Here is a 16,867-nt window from a genome sequence, read left to right on the forward strand (position 1 = left end):
TGCCCAAAACGCTCTGAGTAGATCAACTTCTTATACTGATTGGTATTACAGCGAGTCACGTTGGAGTACTAAATAATTTCAAGCTTGTAAATCTTAGAGATTCTGATATGGTCAATAAGTAATCAAAATTAAAGAGTAGCAGGATGTCACTCTAGATCTACACTACAAGGAAGTAATAATGAAAAACATCACATCAGTTGGTTTAATACTTTGCGTGTCAGCGTTGTCTTATAGTGCCGATTCGGGGGCTAAGGGGTTGGAAGGAGAACCTGAGTGGGAGGCTAAAGCCGCGAGTAATGCGGAGTTAGAAAAGCTGCGATTAGAGCTTTTGATTAAACAGCTTGAGGAAGAAGCGCGAGAGAAAGAAGAAAAAAATTAAAACATCAATCTCAACTTTTCTTGGTCATGATTCTAAAGTAAAAAAGCAGCAAATATGCTGCTTTTTTGTTTTTAGGTTTCAGAGCTTAGCCATATTGGTTTTCAAAATAGCTCTCTATAATTAACACCGCAGACATAGCATCAACTTGGCCTTTAGTGAGTGCTTTATATCCCCCCATTTCAAACAATCTAGCTTTGGCGTCTGCCGTCGTTAAACGTTCATCTTGAGTAGCGATTTTTACACCGAATCGACCATTTAGCCTGTTAGCAAACTTCTTCGCCCGCTGGGTAATTTCTTGCTCTGTTCCATCCATATTAAGCGGCAAACCAACCACAACTACGTCTGGTTTCCATTCGTCAATAATTGCACCAATCTCTTCCCATTTAGGAATACCGTCTATTGCTTTTATCGACATTAATGGTCGAGCACTTGCGGTTAGTCCTTCGCCAATAGCGATGCCAATACTTTTTGTACCGTAATCAAAACCTAATACAGTTTGTGAACTCATTTTCCACTCCAGAGTTTGGCTTACTTTACGCGTGTCCCGCCAAATTGGACAATTGCCAGATATCAAAGCCAAGTGACTCTGCTGCTAGTTGCCAGCGATCTTCATGCTCAATATCAAATAAGAGTTCTGCCGTTGCAGGCACTGATAACCACGAGTTATCCGCTATCTCTTGCTCTAGCTGACCTCTTGTCCAGCCTGCATAACCTAGCGCGATAAGAAATTTTTCGGGTGCTTTATCTGAACCTAAACAGCTAAGAATATCTTGAGAAGTGGTTAGCATCAGCGAGTCAGTAATGGAGTCGCTATTGCTCCAGCAATCTTGATTGGTGTGCAGTACAAAACCGCGCTCAGCGTTTACTGGGCCGCCAACAAGTACTTCTCTACCGAGTGAGGTTACAGGTTGAGGCTCTTCCGCGAGTTCCATTTGTTGTAACAGTTCATCGACAATGATGCCGCTAGGGCGATTAATCATAATCCCCATTGCGCCTTTTTCATCATGTTCACAGATATAGATCAGTGAGCGTTCGAAAAAAGTATCATTCAAAGAGGGCATTGCAATAAGAAATTGATTTTCCAAGCTATCCATAAAACGTCCTTAGTGGTTAGCCGCCAGCGAGCTTTACTGTGTAACCTAACTTTTCAAGTAGCGTTTTAAGTTGCTGTCTATTATCTGTTTGCACTTCAATGCAAAAATCTTTGACAGTACCGCCGCAGCCGCATTGTTTCTTTAGCTTTTGTGCCAAGGCTTTAAGCTCTTTCTCTGCGAGACCTAGCCCTTTAATAACCGATACACCTTTACCTTTTCGGCCCTTACTGTCTTTATGTATTCTGACAATACCATCACCAGTAGGGGCACTTTGAGTCGCTTTTTCTTCGGTGATTCTGCCAATATCGGTGCTATAAACTAATGAGACGTTCGGATCGGATTTCATAAATATTATTGATGATTTACTGATAAGCGTAGTTTAACAAAGATGCTGTTGAAGCGGGAGTCAAATGAGAGGATATCTTTTTTCGCCAATAACTAATGCCATTGGCGACATAAAACTAGAGGTATAACGAGAGTTCAATTAATAATGCTGCAAAGGTTAAGCTTGCAATTACTGCGAGGTATCTGTGCAACTGAGGTAAAGCGATTGCGCAGGAAGTGAGTACAAACCCGACAGCAGTACCTGCAAAAGGGGTGACTGGAGCACTAATGATAGCAACAACCAACCAAGTCAGAACGGTAACTGGGAGCAGTAGTAGTGAATGTTTGCTTAGCTTATTAAAGAAAGAGGGGCTATTGTCTGCATGTTGAACCGCTTTTTCTGGGGTAAAGAAAAACATAATACTGGCAGCAATAATAGCGACAATGAACCAAAGCATAATAAAAAGCCTATTAAATAGTAATTGATAATCATTATCATTAACTTGGTTGCTTAAGTCAAGCTGAACCAGAAGCTGATTTACTAAAATTGAGTTGTAGATTAATAGATTGCTATGTAAGCTTATTTAAAACAGTGTCTGAATGCCGTTGGCATGGTGGAGAGAAGATGAAAAAGATATTAGTTATTATTGCTGCATTAGCACTTAGTGCTTGTAGTTCACTAAAGACAAGCTCTGATTATGATCCTGGAGTGAATTTTGCCGATGTTAAAACCTATGCTTGGGTTGAGAAAAAAACTGATAAAACGGCATACCATCTTGATGGCTTAATGGATCAGCGAATACGTTCAGCGGTTAACGATCAGCTACAGCTGAAAGGTTTAAGTTTAGTTGATGAAGATAAAGCCGATGTATTAGTTAACTATCTGACTAAAGTCGATAAAAAAATTAACGTCGATACCTTTAATAGCAATTACGGCTACAATCCATATTATGGCGCAGGCTGGGGCAGAGGAATGGGAATGGGCCATACTCAAACCACTGTACGGGAATATGAAGTTGGAACATTAATTGTTGATTTGGTTGATACTAAGTCAGGCAAGTTGATGTGGCGAGGTTCTGTGGCTGATACTGTGCGTGATAAAGATACGCCAGAAGAGCGCGTAGAAGTGGTTAACACTGCCATAAGCGCATTGTTACAAAGTTACCCACCTCAACCTGAGAAGTAACATTTATGATTAAACGGCCGAGAGGCCGTTTTTTTATGCCTTCAGCTAAGTAATGGACTATTTAATGATAGCTATAAAAGTATTATTTTGGCTTTAAGTAAAGCTTCAGTTTGCTAATTCGAAATACTCATTATGCTATATCATCGGCTTGAAATCTGTTAACTTTAGTGGTTGTAACATCTGATTAACGTTTGCTGGGGTTTGGCGCTATATCAATTGTTTTATTGATTTTTCTAACGATTTTTAGGGATGACTATTTTTATGGAACCACAATTAGTAGAGATTAAAGACTTTGTGTCTTTTACGCTTGCCATTATTGCGCTGTTTATTGGTAAAGGGATCATCTCTCGCTATGAATTGTTGCGTAAATACAGTATTCCGGAACCTGTGGTGGGCGGTTTTGCTTGTGCTGCAGGGGTTGGCGTACTGTATTACGCGTTTGATATTCAAATTGAGTTCAACCTTGCGGTAAGAGATACCTTATTGCTGTATTTTTTTGCGGGGATTGGCCTTAAAGCTGATTTTGCGACCTTACTTAAAGGCGGCAAACCGCTACTGATCCTGATTGTGTTGGCAAGCGTGTTCATATTTTTACAAAACTTCACTGGGGTAACCATAGCGACACTTTTTGGTTTAGATCCTAAAGCTGGCCTTATGTCGGGTTCTATTTCGCTTATTGGCGGTGTAGGCACTGCAATGGCGTGGACACCTACGTTTGTAGAAGAGTTGGGGATCGCCAATGCTAGTGAGTTGGGCATTGCATCAAATACTTTAGGGCTTATTTCTGCCTGTGTGATTGGCGGCCCAATCGCCGCGTATTTAATGAAGCGACATCAACTTAAAGCGAATAATGACGAAGAACTCGATATTGGTACTAGTCATCAAAGTAACTCTTCACATATTAAAGTTGATTATTTTGGCGTGCTGCGAGCTTGGTTATGGCTAAATGTTACGCTTATCATCGGCTACTTTATTGATCTTACAATGCAGGAAGCAGGATTAAAACTGCCTATGTTTGTGGCTTGTTTACTTGCTGGGATTATTATCGGTAACTTAGGGCGGGTGATTATTAGTAGGCGTAAAGCTAAAGACAGAACTTATATTGAAGATGCATCTCAAGGTTTATCATTAATTCAAGATATCTGTCTTGGGATGTTTTTAACCATGGCGTTGATGAGCCTTAAAATCTGGGAACTTGAAGGTAGTCTTCTATATATCTCTGTGATAATGGCACTGCAAGTGTTGCTCTCTGTGGTGTTTACTATATTTGTGGTGTTCCGCTTTATGGGCAAAGACTATGAAGCTGCGGTGATCTGTTCAGGTTTTGGCGGCGTTACTTTAGGCTCTACTGCTACGGCAATTGTTAACATGACAGCGGTGACTCAGCAATATGGTGCAGCGCACAGGGCATTTATTATCGTGCCACTAGTGTGTGGTTTCTTCATCGATATTATCAATGCAATGATCATTAACTTGTTTGTTTATTTCTAATCTTTATATGATTGAAAGGGAGCATTTGCTCCCTTTTTTATTTTTAGTGAACCTTTTATCTCTAGTAATCGTCTTTGTAGTAAATACTAGATGGAGTGACACATAAACTATGCTGCAAGCGCAAGTTGAGTTGTGGGTATTAGAAGCTCAAGCGGGAGACAAGCACGCTTTTTCAGCATTGTGCCAACACTTTTATCCGAGTGCGCTGGGGTTTGCTGCAAAAATAGCGGGCGATTCCACCTTGGCACAAGATGCGGTGCAGGATGCACTGATCAAGTTATCGAAAACAATTTATAAACTCGAGGATCCAGCAACCATCAATGCTTGGGTATTTCGGCTCGTTCGTTGGCAAGTGTTGGACTATCTGAAAGTTAAGAATCGTTATAAAAGTTTGTCGGATATTGAAATTAGCGAGTGTGAGGCGGTCGAAGCAGAGCCTGAAGAGGTTATGGATGGAGTTAAACTAGGGCTTTCCAAACTGCCACCGCTTGAAGGGCAGGCAATATACCTATTCTATTTAGAAGAGTTGAGTATTGCTGAAATTTCAAACATTCTGGAAATCCCGGAAGGTACGGTTAAATCACGCTTATTTAGAGCTAGAAAGTTATTTAAACAAGTTTTGGAGCAGGAGAATTAGTTATGGATATTGACAAAAAGATCCGCCAAGAATTAGCTAAAGAGAAGGCTCAATTGAGTCAGCAGCAAACCGCTGATAAATCTTTATTTGCGATGCTGGGCGATGCCTACAAAGGCCGCTTAGGTGGCTGGATGGTGTTAATGAGTATTATTGCTCTGTTACTCAGTGGCTTGATGCTGTGGTCAGGCTATCAGTTCTTCTTTGTGGTTGAAAGTTTACATGAGCTCATCCGTTGGGGAGTGACCTTGTTGCTCAGTAGTATGATGCAGATAGCGATTAAGATGTGGACCTTTAACGAAGTTAACCGTAATGCATTGCAACGTGAGATAAAACGATTAGAACTGGCTATTGCGACGAAAGAGTCACTGTAGTCTGGTAAGGTTTCGCTAAATAGAAGCCTTTAACTGTTACAGAAGCTCTTTTACTATACGTTTTAGCAAATAGGTTTCACGGTCAATCGACATCCCTTTTTTTGGGCTATTGGCTATGGTGTGCTCATTGTGAGCAATGGCTTGATGGATATTGATCCACAAAGGGCGCATGCCATTTTGGATCTCATGTTCTTCAAGCCGAGTTTCCCCAAGCTCTGGGTGAATAGTGCAAACAAAACAGAATGACTCCATGTGCACTATGTCAAAATTCTCTTTGTACCAAGGCCTAAACTCTTCATAGCGACCAAACTCACTGATCACATCAATATGCTTGGCACCGGTTTCTTCCTCTAGCTCTCTGATTAAGCCTTGGCGTAGATCTTCTCCTTCGTCTACACCGCCCCCGGGAATACTGTAGTCATGGTAGCGCTCGGTGTATAGCATTAGAATATTCTCACCATCAAGAATAATTCCGCGCGCAGCTTGGCGGTGGAATCGTTTACCCTCGAGGGACGCTAGGTCAGGATGGATAGTGGATCTTAAAAGCTGCATAGTTTTAATAGGCCTAATGTTTTGCAAGCATTGTATCAAGGGGGAAAAGTAACTGGTCGCCGATTGTACGCGATACGATTATTGAATGCCTCTAATTATTAAGGCAATTTTAGAGCGGAGCTAAACACTACTTTTTGTCGAGTGTCAGTGCTTGATATTGCTTAATGATATTCGATACATCTTCAGCTGAAACATCAGTTACTGAGGTTGTCGTGTTAATTCGCCTGCTCAATTGACCAGACTCAATTCGCTGGTAGTGAGATAAGGTTTTTTGCAAATAGCGCTGATCGAGTGTGCGGGTCAAATCCCACATCTGGCTACCAACCAATGATATTGGCAATTTAGAGTGAGTCGAAACATGCAGCACCTCATAGAAGCGGCGGTTTTCTTCTAGCAGATGCTCATCAATTAGGCCAAGTCCTAGGTTTTTGAGTGCTTTACGGACTTCAAAAATATGGTGGACAGGGCATAAAATAAACTCAAGTTGCTGTAGTGGGTGAGCTGCTATGATTGCTTCCACCAAGCTGATTAACAGTTCACCACCGACTCCTGCAATGATGATCAGTTGGCTATTGGTTTTATCAACCAATGGCAACAAAGCGACATCTATACAGTGTACTTGCCAGCGCCGTTCTCCTTCATTTTTAACGGGGTAAAAGCGCTCTAGTTTATTGCTCACTTCTCGCATTAAATCAGGGACAACATCAACAAAATGAACCGTTGCAGCGCGATCATTTTCTAGTAGCTTGGCACCTAATAAGCCATGATCACAGCAACAATCCCAAATATGGTCATAACGGTTAACTACCATGGATTCAATCAATTTTAGGCGCTGGCTTATCTTCATCTGCTGTGTAGAGGTTCAATTTAAATGAGGAGGCATTCTAATCTATCTTCAAACGATATAAACCCCATATCGCTGTTATTTGGTTAATCACAGCATATCTTCATTATTTACTCTAATGACTCGGGGCTCAATAATGTTTATAGACTGATGGTTAGACTCATTGGGGCGTGAACTTAGCGCAAGGTTGAGCATTGCTGCAGCGACTTGTTCACCTGCAATGGGCTGGTAACGTTTCAGTGGGCCAATAAATAGCGGCGAGATAAAGTTAAAAATGGTTTGTCCGAATGATTCGAGCGCACGACGCTCATCTCGCTCGCCAATAAGCAGACTTGGTTGGAAAAATACCAACTTATTGGCCGCTCCTTTTATCTGCTCTCTGTCAGATAGCATCAACTCTAATGCTGCTTCAGTCTCACCTTTGACTCGATTATAGAAAGAGCTTGATTGCGGATTCGCCCCAAGTGCGGTGACAATAAAGTTACTGTTTGCCTGGCATAATTGCACGAAATCGACAACGGCGGTTTTATCTACGGCAATGAATGCATCTTGACTCCCCGCTTGTTTGATTGTGGTACCCAAACAGCAAAATGCTTGATCTATATTTTCTGGTAATGAGAGTGTGGCGAGCTCGTCTAATTGGCAGGCGATGAATATAACCTCTGTGGTGCTAGAGGGCTGATAGCTAGCTTGGCGGCGGCCTAACATATAAATTTTGTTATAGGCAGTAGAGTCTATTAACTTTTGCAGCAGGTGCTGACCAATTAAACCCGTAGCGCCGATAATGGCTGCATTCATAAATGGCTTTCTTTATCTAAATAGGTTGTAAATAGTGTAGATGCAAACAGAGTCGATTTACATCTTTTCTGCCATAAATCAACGCTGATAAAGCGGGAGCTACCTTGGCTCAACTTATAAAAAATGCCGATTTTAGAATCGGCATTAACTTATTTGCTGAGGAAGCTTTATCGCAGGTATTAAGCTCGTACCTGCTCTGATGCTGTCAATCTTGCTATCTCTATAATGGTTTGAGCCGCTTTTTCCATAGATTCAAGGCAGACATATTCATGCTTTCCATGGAAATTGTGGCCACCAGTGAAGATATTAGGGCAAGGGAGTCCCATATAAGAAAGCCGTGCGCCGTCAGTGCCACCCCGGATAGGTTTCACGATTGGTGTAATTTCTAAGTTAAGCATTGCTTGCTTGGCTATGTCGATAATATGTGGGTGCGGTAAAATCTGTTGCTTCATATTAAGGTAAGAGTCTTCAACTTCAATCGCGAGCTGGCCTATCTTTAACTCGGTGTTATATTTTTCGACTAAATCAACTAACCAGCGTTTTCTTTGCTCAAATAGGGTTAAGTCAAAGTCACGAATGATATAAGTCAGTGTGGCTTTTTCGGTGACACCCTCCATACCAATTAGGTGGAAAAAACCATCGTAATCAGCACTAAACTCAGGTGTATCTTTTAATGGCATTTTTGCATGGAAGCGGGCAGCCATAGTTTGTGCGTTGATCATTACACCAAATGCGCTACCTGGATGGCAGTTATTGCCGGTTGCTGTTATTACTGCTGTAGCGGCATTAAAATTTTCATATTCGAGCTCACCAACTTGACCACCATCGACTGTGTAAGCCCAGCTAGCGCCAAAGCTATTAACATCAAAGTGGTCAGCTCCGCGGCCAATCTCTTCATCAGGTGTAAAGCAAAGTCTTACTTTACCGTGTGGGATCTCTGGGTGAGTAATTAAGTGGTGTAGCGCTGTGATGATCTCTGCAATACCGGCTTTATCGTCTGCGCCGAGCAGTGTGGTGCCGTCGGTAGTAATGAGGGTTTGGCCTACATACTGATTTAAGCTATCAAATTGATCGGGCGATAGGGTCTCTTCTAGACCTAATGCTATTGCTTTACCATTGTAGTTTTCAATGACTTGTGGTGATACGTCATCGCCGCTGTAATCTGGGGCGGTATCCAAATGGGCGATGAAGCCAATACAAGGAACATTGTCCACCGTTGCAGGAACCGTGGCCGTTAAGTAACCTTTGTCTGACAGCTGTACTTCATCAAAGCCTAAGCTGACAAGCTCTTGGCGCAGATATTGAGCAAACACAAATTGGTTGTGAGTACTGGGAACGCTGTGATGTTGGCTGTCAGATTGAGTGTTAAAGCTGACATATTTTAGGAAACGTTCACGTAGATATTGCTTCATATTCAAGTTTTCTAATAGCGAAAAGTGGCCTGAGTCTAACAAGGCGCAAAACGAATTCATTAGATGTTGATCAAGTTTTGTTTAATCCAATGTCGAAATTTTTGGCGACTCTAGATGGGGCGTAAGGCTGCTCGCCACATCATGTTTTAATTGTGCGCTAGGTAATTGTTTACTTTAATTACTTTTTATTGCTCTTGTATCAACGTTGAATTGACGCAATATTGTTTATTTTTAGATAAATTTCATTGAAATCACAAGATTTTCACCTCAGTTGCATTTATATTGCCTAGTTATAGATATATAGCAACATAGAAGTGTAGTGATGGATATTAGCTGGTGGCAGTTAGCAAGCTTTATGATTATTCTGCTGATCCCATTCGGTATTAGCCGTTATTTCGAGCTCGGCCTGAATAAAGATATGTTTTATGCGGTCGTGCGCATGCTTGTTCAACTTATTCTAGTTGGCATATATCTGCAGTATTTATTTGAGCTCAATAGCTTTACTGTCAACATGTTGTGGCTATTTCTGATGTTGTTGATTGGCGCTAGTGCGATTATTACTAAAGCCAAGCTATCACGCCGACTACTCTATATTCCGGTACTTTGCGGCTTGTCCTTAGGCTTGTTTCCTGTCTTATGGATGATGATAGTGTATTTGTTGTCTCCTGAACCGCTATACAGCGCTCAATATTTGATACCAACAGCAGGGATGTTATTGGGTAACTGCTTGAGCGGTAATATTGTTGCATTACAACGCTTGTTTGGTGCGTTTGAAGATAAGCAAGCTGAATATGAGGGTGCTTTGGCGCTTGGTGCAAGTAGCTATCAAGCAGCATTACCGTTTATTCAAACTTCTATGCAACAGTCTTTTGCGCCAATATTAGCTTCAATGGCTACCACGGGCTTAGTCACACTGCCTGGAATGATGACTGGCCAGATATTAGGTGGGGTGGATCCATTGATTGCGATTAAGTACCAAATTGTTATTTTAGTCGCTATTTTTGTCACTTTAACGATTTCAGTGTCAAGTTCACTACTACTGAGTATTAAAACAGCGGTAACAGTCAATGGAAGAGTCAAGCGCGTTCCCTAGCCTGCCGTAGACTATTACATGATTGCCGATTAAAACCGACAAGGACCGTTACTCCTAAGCGCTGAAGTTTTTTGCAACTCATTTGATCTATTCTAGGTAATCCATTGAATCTCTACTACGCTTACTGTTAGCTAATTATCACGACGATTCATAACCTTAAGCTTTGTGCTAGACCGAATTTGATTGGCAATGGTCTATGGGGATTGGCTTGTCATTGCTTACAGAGTCAGTGGAAATGGAATGCCTATGTTGAAGTCTAAAATCTCTAAGTCAAAAATATTAAATTCATTATTGTCATGCTTATTGGCATCTTTGCTATTAGTGAACCACAGTGTAAAAGCTGAGACATGGAAGTTTGAAATATCTCCCTACCTTTGGCTTGTTAATCAGCAAGGACAAACAGGCTATGTTGACGAAAATGGGATCCCAGTTGTTGTTGATATGGATATGTCGTTTAGTGAAATTTTTGAAAATCTAGATGGTGCTGCACTGCTCAACTTCCAAGCAAATAAGGCTGATTGGCAATTTTGGATCGACTTGGTTTACATGAAGCTTAAATATGAAACTAAGACCGACTTTGCTTCAGCTGAACTGACGGCTAAACAGAAGATGCTCGATATTGTTGCGGCTTACCGCTTTTCTAATGAGACTAATAATCAATGGTATGGTTATGCAGGCGTGCGTGCTATCGATATTAGTAACAGTTTAGAGGTTCGTTTTCTGGAATTGAATAGAAAACCAAACTTTGGTGACGACTGGTACGATCCGCTTATCGGTATTAAAAATAAGTGGAGTTTCACTGAAGGGTTTTATCTTATCAGTCGTGCTGATATAGGCGGTTTTGGTGTCGGTTCAGATTTTTCATGGGGGCTGAATTTTACTATGAATCAGGATCTTTCTGAAAACTGGGCACTAAAATACAGTTTTAGGTACTTAGACATTGATTATGACGACAATGACTTTATATTTGATATGGCATCTAGTGGCTTTGGATTAGGTATAACCTATCAGTTTTAATAGCATAAGGTTTCTACATAGTGGCTGCTTTAGTGCAGAAATTTAAGCAGCCAATATTGTTGTTTTACAAAACTAATTCCATATCAAGCTCTATATCAGTACAGCCTTTCTTACAGCGGATCCCTGAGATTGTCTCTTGCTGATCTTTAGTCGGTAACTTCATCTCTAATGCTTTATTACATATAGGGCAAAGTACGGTATTTCCTTTAAAAACTCTTTTAATAAGATTTTTTTGCTCATTAAAAGATTTAGCGGTGCTGTCATTGATTACTGAGAAATCCATCTTTGCCATTTGGGCTTACCTTAAATAGTGACGACTTGTATTTACAGAGGCCGAGTATATACCCGTTCTACTTGAGGATGCTAGCATCAGGTTACACAGGTATAAGCTAATGTGGAAGGGATGCTGTGATCATTGATAATCCAAAATATTGAACGATTCCTATTTAATTTTAACATTTTTAGCATTTGTTACTAGCTAATCTCTAATTACTGAGACCAAGTGGTTAAATACTCCAAAAACTGCTAGTTAACTATCCTGAAAATTTATAATTAATTAACGAATAACACCTTTGTATGCAATATACCAAGTGTTTTGTCTGATTTTTGACGGTGAGGCGGTTTACTGATTGTAAGATGTTGGCTATTGGGTAAAATAAACAGATAATTTTTGAATTATCTGTAGAGCATACTAATAATAATGAACGCTCATAGTACCAAGAATGAATACCTTCCTGGCCTTATCAAAACTTCTGCAATAAGTGCAAAGCGCTATGCTGCCATCTTAACAATGTTAGTGGGTGAGTCACCATTAAAGTCCGTTTTGCATGCAATCGTACGCCTTACTGAAGAAAAAAAGATTGGTAGCAAGGGCTCTATATTATTACTCAGTGCCGATGGGAAGCGGCTACTCAAAGCGGCGGCTCCCAATATTTCTGAACATTATAATAATGCTATTCACGGTATTGAAATTGGCGCTAAAGTCGGCTCTTGTGGTGCGGCTGCTTTTTCAGGGCAACGGGTTATAGTTGAAGATATTGCTACTCACGATAACTGGGTCCTCTATAGAGAGTTACCGCTATCGGTGGGATTGAAGTCCTGCTGGTCTGAACCCATTATCGGCGCCGATGGCAGGGTCTTGGGTACATTTGCGATGTACTATAGTGAGGCTAGAAATCCAAGTAACGATGATTTAGAGTTAATCTCTGAGGCTGCGCTGCTTGCAAGCTTAGCTATTGAGCGAGATCGCTCATCTAGATTTCAGCGCTTATGTGCTGGGATCTTCAAGCAAATGCCGTTAGCGATTTTAATCACCGATGCTAACGGTACGGTAATCGATGCCAATCCTTCATTTTTTAATACACTAGGCTCTAGTCAGTCCGAGCTCGCTGAGTTTTCGCCACAGCTGGTCTTTGGGGAATCGTCTGAAGAAGAGCTGGTTAACCTGTTTCAGCAGATAAAAACCGGTAACGCATGGCAGGGAGAGCTATTAGGCCGTCGAGCTGACAATACGATATTCTGCGCAGACGTAAACGTTACAGCCTTTAAAGACACAGGTGAAACCGAATTTTCTTACGCTTGGATTTTTGCTGATATTACGGATAAGAAATCAGCGGCTGAAATCATTCATTATCAAGCAAAGTTTGACCCATTAACTCAATTAGTTAATCGTCCACATCTATTTGAAAAAATTGAACAACAGATTAAGTTAGCGAAATTGAATCCGAACTCATGCTTCAGTTTTATCCTGATGGATCTAGATAATTTTAAGCAGATCAATGATAGTTTAGGGCATAAGCTTGGAGACGAAGTCCTTATTCAAGTCGCGGACAGAATTAAAACCTGTATGGGACCGCATGACGTTTTAGGACGCCTCGGGGGAGATGAGTTTGCACTTATTATTCCTGATGAAGCTCGGCCTGAGGTTTTGTCAAAACGGGTTCATCGGCTAAATGAAGTGGTTTCACAAGAGTATTTGCTAGACTCTCACCAGCGGGTTTTTACACGATTAAGCGCTGGCATTAGTCGTTTCCCTCAAGATGCATGCAATTTAGAGCAGCTGCTGAACTGTGCTGACCAAGCCCTTTTTTGTGCCAAAGAGCAAGGTCGAAACCAATTTCACTTTTTTAACGATCAGATGCAATCTGATGCCGAAAGAACCGCTGAGTTAACCAACGCGCTTAAGCTGGCGATAGAAAATGATGCATTTGAATTGCACTATCAACCCATAGTATGTGCCAAACAGCACCGAATTCTTTCTGTAGAAGCGCTCATTCGTTGGCGTCATGATGGTCGGTTAGTCAGGCCTGATGAGTTTATCTCTGCCGCTGAATCGAGTGGTTTAATCATTGAGTTAGGACGCTGGGTGCGTGTTGAGGCGATGAAAACGTTACTTGAATTTGAAGCGTTAGGACTGGATATTGGTATGTCCATTAATGTCTCGACATTTGAATTCTGGTCCCATGATCTACAAGACTGTTTGATAAACTCAATAACAGAAACCGCGACGCAGATTCGAGCGGAAGGCTTTCCTTACCATAAACTAACTTTGGAAATTACCGAGTCACTGTTGATGAAAGAGCAAGTGCATTTGATTAACTCTTTAAGCCAGTTACGAGAGCTCGGGATCAAAATCGCAATTGATGACTTTGGCACAGGCTACTCATCTTTATCCTACCTAAGCGAATTCCCAGTAGATATTGTGAAGATTGACAAAAGCTTTATTAGAGATGTTAACGATAAAAAGCAAGCTGCGTTAGTTTCTGCTGTGGTTGCGTTAAGTCGTGCGTTGAATTTAAACGTTACGGTTGAAGGGGTTGAAAGCCATCTTCAACTGGCTTTTGTTAATGAAAAAGAGGTCGACAATATCCAAGGCTATTTTTTTCATAAACCAATGGAAAAGACAGCACTGCTAGAAGTGATAACGCAACACTAGTACTTTTATATAGATGCTAGTCAGGTTGTTAGCACTTAGATCTTGTTGCTAAATATATCTGATAGAATTGGATTTTCCCTGAGTTCTCTAAGTGGTTAAACCTAACGGGAACTCTGTCGTCTTTTTCATCCTGTTTTTTAATTCAAAGCCAGTTAGAATAGAATAACTTTAGAATGGAGTAATATTTGTTGGCTGAATTTAACGGGGATAATACGTGAGTGATAGTAATGAGTCAGGATTGGCTGCGGCGCCAGCTGAGGTAAAGTTAGCAGTGGATCTTATTTTTCTTTTCGAATCCAATAATATCGCTCCAGAAGTCGCATTGGCAGCGTTAAAAATCGTCAGTTCAGATCTCGAAAGTAAACTAGAAACCTAGTTTATATCCCAATTAAGATCTGTGTTTACCAATACTTTTGAGAGTGTTATGACTATTTCAATGTTAGACATTATAGCCATCCTGAGTTTTATCATTAGCTGGGTGGGCTACGCTCGCTTTGCTAAAAATAAGGCTAAGACGACCAACTGTATTGCACGATGTCTGCATCAACATCGTATCCATTGGATGTACGAACTCATTAGCCGAGAGATCAGAGTCGGTGAGGCGGCATTGTTGGCAAACCTTGAGCGTAATATCTCCTTTTTTGCAAGCACAACCATGCTTGTTCTTGCCGGTGTGTTAACACTGTTTGCTCAAGTTGAGCGCTTAGAAGCCGTTATTGCTTCTATTCCTTTTGCTGCAGATCCAAATCATGCGTTGGTGCAGGTGAAGCTGGGTGTATTGACTTTTATCTTCGTAATGGCTTTTTTCCAGTTTACCTGGTCTATGCGCCAGTATGGTTTTCTCAATGTGATGATTGGCGCTGCACCCTATGATAAAGACGGCCTAAATGAAAATTTACGTCGCTATGCTAAGCAGATGGCCGTTGTGCAAGACCAAGCCGCGCACTCCTATAATTACGGACTGCGTTGTTACTATTTTGCCATGGCGGCACTCTGTTGGTTTTTCCATCCGATGCTGCTTATTATTGCGAGTATCTTCGTGGTGGTGACTTTGTATCGACGCGAGTTTAAATCAAAAGCTGTGCTGGCTATTACCCAAGGGCAAGAGCTTTTAAAAACTGAGCGCACGATTAAATATCAGTCTAAATAGAGTTATCTATTATAATTAAAGGCTTGCAAATAGTTGTTTAACGTTGACTTTAGCGCCTATTCGCGATGCTAATAAATACAAGCCTGCTAGTTTTCTGTGGACAAAAATGGCATCGGCGGGTGGGCTATGCCACTCATTGCTCTGCATACTCATCGCCATGCCTGCCTCTTTAATCTTACTGGCTAAGGTATTGTGACTAAAGTCATACTCGCCATCAAACCGTAGCGGTTCGCAGGCCATATAAAAAATATCGAGCACCAGAGATTTCTGCGTTGCGCTGATAGCATCTTGGAAGAATCCTATACCTTGCGCTGCACTTTCCATCGCTAGCCTATCATTAACAATACTGGCAGCCATCAGTTGCCTGTATTGCGCAGACAGAGCATTCGGAATAACTCGGCTGGCGCCAAAGTCGAATAATACTAATCTGCCGCTTGTGGTTTGGTATTGATAATTGGCAAAGTTAGGGTCTGTTTGCATTAGCTTGAAACAAAACAGCTCTTTAAAAAACAGCTCGAATAGTTTAGTCGCCACTTCATCCCTAATAGTTTGTGCAAGTACTGTTATCGATTCGATACTTTGCCCTTCGATAAATTCCATCACAAGAATATTCTGATTACATAGCGCTGGATAAACTTGTGGGATCACGAAACTCTCTCTATCTATCTGCCCACTGTCGATAAAGGATTGAAAGCGCTGCAGCATTAATAGCTCATTTTGGTAATCGGCTTCTACATGTAACTGCTTTTTTGCTTCATCTAGTAGTTGGTCAAACTGTACATTACTTGGAATGAGGTTAGATAACTTTAGTATGGTAGCAACGTTATCGATATCACTGTCGATGCTGTTACGGATCCCTGGGTATTGCAATTTTACTGCTAGTTTTTCGCCAGAGCCCAACGTTGCCTGATGTACTTGCCCAATAGAGGCTGCAGCAAACGGCGATAATTCAAAATGGGCAAAAGGGTCGAGCCAATCGTTGCCCCAGTTCGATTTGAGAATAACGATTAACTGTTTATGAGGCATGGCTTTAGCATCAGAACGTAGTTTAGAAAGTATGTCACTGAGCTCCTTAGGTAGCAGCTCTCCCGAGTCCATAGACAGCATTTGTCCTACTTTCATTGCTGCGCCGCGAAGCTCCGCCAACTTGTTTGCCAAATGGGTGATATTTTTGGGGGTCATTACCAGCTCGTTGAGAGAGGTTTTTTCTCCCTTGCTCAACTTTTTAGCACCTTCAAACACTACGTTGCTAGCAAGGCGTGAGGCAAGTCCACCTAAGGAGGATAATCGAGAAAGGCGACTGGTTGGTACTTTAGCGGCTTGCTTATTCTTCATGATGGCTTGACCTCTGCTGCTATTGCTAGCAGCGTAAAACAATTTATTACTGATGCTTAACTCATGCTAAAGCAATACGTTATAAAGTAAATATGGATCAGCTTAAAGCAGAGCTATCTGTTAGGACTATCTATTAGTGTTATCTATTAGGACTATCTATATCCATTATCGGTTTAGTTCTAATCGCAGCTTTCTCATTAACTGGAGATGTATTACCATTGCCGCCATTTTGAATCTTCGATTATAAAT

Annotated in this window: 20 protein-coding genes; 10 read left to right on the forward strand and 10 right to left on the reverse strand. The window is 41.2% G+C overall.

The genetic code is table 11. From position 1 onward, the window contains the following. The first annotated feature begins 178 nt into the window (after nt 1-178). Nucleotides 179-379 (forward strand): hypothetical protein, encoded by a 201-nt coding sequence (locus AB4135_RS13145; RefSeq protein WP_371993514.1) that lies wholly within the window; start codon nt 179-181, stop codon nt 377-379. A gap of 85 nt (nt 380-464) precedes the next feature. Here AB4135_RS13145 and ruvX read toward each other — a convergent pair whose 3' ends face one another. The 4 genes from ruvX to AB4135_RS13165 all read right to left on the reverse strand — a co-directional run bounded on the left by ruvX (nt 465) and on the right by AB4135_RS13165 (nt 2,255). Then, the gene (ruvX, locus tag AB4135_RS13150) at nt 465-887 is read right to left on the reverse strand and encodes a Holliday junction resolvase RuvX (protein WP_371993515.1); all 423 of its coding nucleotides are present in this window, start codon (nt 885-887) and stop codon (nt 465-467) included. A gap of 25 nt (nt 888-912) precedes the next feature. Further along, complete coding sequence (locus AB4135_RS13155; protein WP_371993517.1) at nt 913-1,473, reverse strand: YqgE/AlgH family protein; 561 nt, start codon at nt 1,471-1,473, stop codon at nt 913-915. A 16-nt stretch (nt 1,474-1,489) separates the two neighbouring features. Then, on the reverse strand, nt 1,490-1,819 hold the full coding sequence (yciH, locus tag AB4135_RS13160) for a stress response translation initiation inhibitor YciH (RefSeq protein ID WP_371993518.1): 330 nt from the start codon (nt 1,817-1,819) through the stop codon (nt 1,490-1,492). 115 nt (nt 1,820-1,934) lie between these two features. Then, a complete protein-coding gene (locus tag AB4135_RS13165; RefSeq protein WP_371993520.1) occupies nt 1,935-2,255 on the reverse strand; it encodes a hypothetical protein in 321 nt (106 codons plus the stop codon). Between the two features lie 167 nt (nt 2,256-2,422). Here AB4135_RS13165 and AB4135_RS13170 point away from each other — a divergent pair, with 167 nt between their 5' ends. The 4 genes from AB4135_RS13170 (at nt 2,423) to AB4135_RS13185 (ending at nt 5,482) form a co-directional block, all read left to right on the forward strand. Next, nucleotides 2,423-2,983, forward strand: coding sequence for a DUF4136 domain-containing protein (locus AB4135_RS13170; RefSeq protein WP_371993522.1), 561 nt, complete (start codon nt 2,423-2,425; stop codon nt 2,981-2,983). Between the two features lie 261 nt (nt 2,984-3,244). Continuing rightward, complete coding sequence (gene gltS / locus AB4135_RS13175) at nt 3,245-4,474, forward strand: sodium/glutamate symporter (protein WP_371993524.1); 1,230 nt, start codon at nt 3,245-3,247, stop codon at nt 4,472-4,474. 109 nt (nt 4,475-4,583) lie between these two features. Continuing rightward, nucleotides 4,584-5,111 (forward strand): RNA polymerase sigma factor, encoded by a 528-nt coding sequence (locus AB4135_RS13180; protein WP_371993526.1) that lies wholly within the window; start codon nt 4,584-4,586, stop codon nt 5,109-5,111. A gap of 2 nt (nt 5,112-5,113) precedes the next feature. After that, a complete protein-coding gene (locus tag AB4135_RS13185; RefSeq protein WP_371993527.1) occupies nt 5,114-5,482 on the forward strand; it encodes a DUF6768 family protein in 369 nt (122 codons plus the stop codon). A gap of 36 nt (nt 5,483-5,518) precedes the next feature. Here the strand turns inward: AB4135_RS13185 and AB4135_RS13190 are convergent, their stop codons facing one another. From AB4135_RS13190 to pepT, 4 genes are all read right to left on the reverse strand, one after another. After that, the gene (locus AB4135_RS13190; protein WP_371993529.1) at nt 5,519-6,034 is read right to left on the reverse strand and encodes an NUDIX hydrolase; all 516 of its coding nucleotides are present in this window, start codon (nt 6,032-6,034) and stop codon (nt 5,519-5,521) included. A 127-nt stretch (nt 6,035-6,161) separates the two neighbouring features. Next, nucleotides 6,162-6,881 carry a tRNA (adenine(22)-N(1))-methyltransferase TrmK gene (locus AB4135_RS13195; RefSeq protein ID WP_371993531.1) on the reverse strand — a complete coding sequence of 240 codons (720 nt, stop codon included), beginning with the start codon at nt 6,879-6,881 and terminating at the stop codon, nt 6,162-6,164. Between the two features lie 87 nt (nt 6,882-6,968). Beyond that, nucleotides 6,969-7,676 (reverse strand): SDR family oxidoreductase, encoded by a 708-nt coding sequence (locus AB4135_RS13200; RefSeq protein ID WP_371993533.1) that lies wholly within the window; start codon nt 7,674-7,676, stop codon nt 6,969-6,971. A gap of 179 nt (nt 7,677-7,855) precedes the next feature. After that, nucleotides 7,856-9,088 (reverse strand): peptidase T, encoded by a 1,233-nt coding sequence (pepT, locus tag AB4135_RS13205; RefSeq protein ID WP_371993535.1) that lies wholly within the window; start codon nt 9,086-9,088, stop codon nt 7,856-7,858. Between the two features lie 322 nt (nt 9,089-9,410). Between pepT and AB4135_RS13210 the strand changes: the two genes are divergently transcribed. Next, nucleotides 9,411-10,181, forward strand: coding sequence for an ABC transporter permease (locus AB4135_RS13210; protein WP_371993537.1), 771 nt, complete (start codon nt 9,411-9,413; stop codon nt 10,179-10,181). Nucleotides 10,182-10,427: 246 nt separating this feature from the next. Further along, nucleotides 10,428-11,198: a hypothetical protein gene (locus AB4135_RS13215; protein ID WP_371993539.1), complete on the forward strand. Its 771-nt coding sequence runs from the start codon at nt 10,428-10,430 to the stop codon at nt 11,196-11,198. A 64-nt stretch (nt 11,199-11,262) separates the two neighbouring features. Here AB4135_RS13215 and AB4135_RS13220 read toward each other — a convergent pair whose 3' ends face one another. Then, nucleotides 11,263-11,490: a hypothetical protein gene (locus AB4135_RS13220; RefSeq protein ID WP_371993541.1), complete on the reverse strand. Its 228-nt coding sequence runs from the start codon at nt 11,488-11,490 to the stop codon at nt 11,263-11,265. Between the two features lie 408 nt (nt 11,491-11,898). Between AB4135_RS13220 and AB4135_RS13225 the strand changes: the two genes are divergently transcribed. The 3 genes from AB4135_RS13225 (at nt 11,899) to AB4135_RS13235 (ending at nt 15,283) form a co-directional block, all read left to right on the forward strand. After that, entirely contained in the window at nt 11,899-14,133 is a 2,235-nt protein-coding gene (locus AB4135_RS13225; RefSeq protein WP_371993543.1) for an EAL domain-containing protein, read from the forward strand. A gap of 214 nt (nt 14,134-14,347) precedes the next feature. Continuing rightward, nucleotides 14,348-14,509, forward strand: a complete 162-nt coding sequence (rsmS, locus tag AB4135_RS13230) for a pleiotropic regulatory protein RsmS (protein ID WP_371993545.1) — start codon at nt 14,348-14,350, stop codon at nt 14,507-14,509. A gap of 48 nt (nt 14,510-14,557) precedes the next feature. Further along, a complete protein-coding gene (locus tag AB4135_RS13235; RefSeq protein ID WP_371993547.1) occupies nt 14,558-15,283 on the forward strand; it encodes a DUF599 domain-containing protein in 726 nt (241 codons plus the stop codon). A gap of 15 nt (nt 15,284-15,298) precedes the next feature. On the opposite strand, the gene AB4135_RS13240 is transcribed toward AB4135_RS13235, so the two are convergent. After that, nucleotides 15,299-16,618 (reverse strand): ABC1 kinase family protein, encoded by a 1,320-nt coding sequence (locus AB4135_RS13240; protein ID WP_371993549.1) that lies wholly within the window; start codon nt 16,616-16,618, stop codon nt 15,299-15,301. Nucleotides 16,619-16,867 lie beyond the last annotated feature (249 nt).

Source organism: Shewanella sp. 10N.286.54.B9 (assembly GCF_041468565.1).
Taxonomy (GTDB): domain Bacteria; phylum Pseudomonadota; class Gammaproteobacteria; order Enterobacterales; family Shewanellaceae; genus Shewanella.

What these genes read in the sequence shown, in the direction of transcription:
- AB4135_RS13200 (WP_371993533.1), bottom strand. Translation starts at nt 7,676, where the DNA reads ATGAATGCAGCCATTATCGGCGCTACGGGTTTAATTGGTCAGCACCTG.
- pepT (WP_371993535.1), bottom strand. Translation starts at nt 9,088, where the DNA reads ATGAAGCAATATCTACGTGAACGTTTCCTAAAATATGTCAGCTTTAAC.
- AB4135_RS13210 (WP_371993537.1), top strand. Translation starts at nt 9,411, where the DNA reads ATGGATATTAGCTGGTGGCAGTTAGCAAGCTTTATGATTATTCTGCTG.
- AB4135_RS13220 (WP_371993541.1), bottom strand. Translation starts at nt 11,490, where the DNA reads ATGGCAAAGATGGATTTCTCAGTAATCAATGACAGCACCGCTAAATCT.
- AB4135_RS13165 (WP_371993520.1), bottom strand. Translation starts at nt 2,255, where the DNA reads ATGCTTTGGTTCATTGTCGCTATTATTGCTGCCAGTATTATGTTTTTC.
- AB4135_RS13185 (WP_371993527.1), top strand. Translation starts at nt 5,114, where the DNA reads ATGGATATTGACAAAAAGATCCGCCAAGAATTAGCTAAAGAGAAGGCT.
- gltS (WP_371993524.1), top strand. Translation starts at nt 3,245, where the DNA reads ATGGAACCACAATTAGTAGAGATTAAAGACTTTGTGTCTTTTACGCTT.
- AB4135_RS13225 (WP_371993543.1), top strand. Translation starts at nt 11,899, where the DNA reads ATGAACGCTCATAGTACCAAGAATGAATACCTTCCTGGCCTTATCAAA.
- AB4135_RS13170 (WP_371993522.1), top strand. Translation starts at nt 2,423, where the DNA reads ATGAAAAAGATATTAGTTATTATTGCTGCATTAGCACTTAGTGCTTGT.
- AB4135_RS13240 (WP_371993549.1), bottom strand. Translation starts at nt 16,618, where the DNA reads ATGAAGAATAAGCAAGCCGCTAAAGTACCAACCAGTCGCCTTTCTCGA.
- AB4135_RS13190 (WP_371993529.1), bottom strand. Translation starts at nt 6,034, where the DNA reads ATGCAGCTTTTAAGATCCACTATCCATCCTGACCTAGCGTCCCTCGAG.
- AB4135_RS13195 (WP_371993531.1), bottom strand. Translation starts at nt 6,881, where the DNA reads ATGAAGATAAGCCAGCGCCTAAAATTGATTGAATCCATGGTAGTTAAC.
- AB4135_RS13155 (WP_371993517.1), bottom strand. Translation starts at nt 1,473, where the DNA reads ATGGATAGCTTGGAAAATCAATTTCTTATTGCAATGCCCTCTTTGAAT.
- AB4135_RS13145 (WP_371993514.1), top strand. Translation starts at nt 179, where the DNA reads ATGAAAAACATCACATCAGTTGGTTTAATACTTTGCGTGTCAGCGTTG.
- AB4135_RS13235 (WP_371993547.1), top strand. Translation starts at nt 14,558, where the DNA reads ATGACTATTTCAATGTTAGACATTATAGCCATCCTGAGTTTTATCATT.
- AB4135_RS13180 (WP_371993526.1), top strand. Translation starts at nt 4,584, where the DNA reads ATGCTGCAAGCGCAAGTTGAGTTGTGGGTATTAGAAGCTCAAGCGGGA.
- yciH (WP_371993518.1), bottom strand. Translation starts at nt 1,819, where the DNA reads ATGAAATCCGATCCGAACGTCTCATTAGTTTATAGCACCGATATTGGC.
- ruvX (WP_371993515.1), bottom strand. Translation starts at nt 887, where the DNA reads ATGAGTTCACAAACTGTATTAGGTTTTGATTACGGTACAAAAAGTATT.
- AB4135_RS13215 (WP_371993539.1), top strand. Translation starts at nt 10,428, where the DNA reads ATGTTGAAGTCTAAAATCTCTAAGTCAAAAATATTAAATTCATTATTG.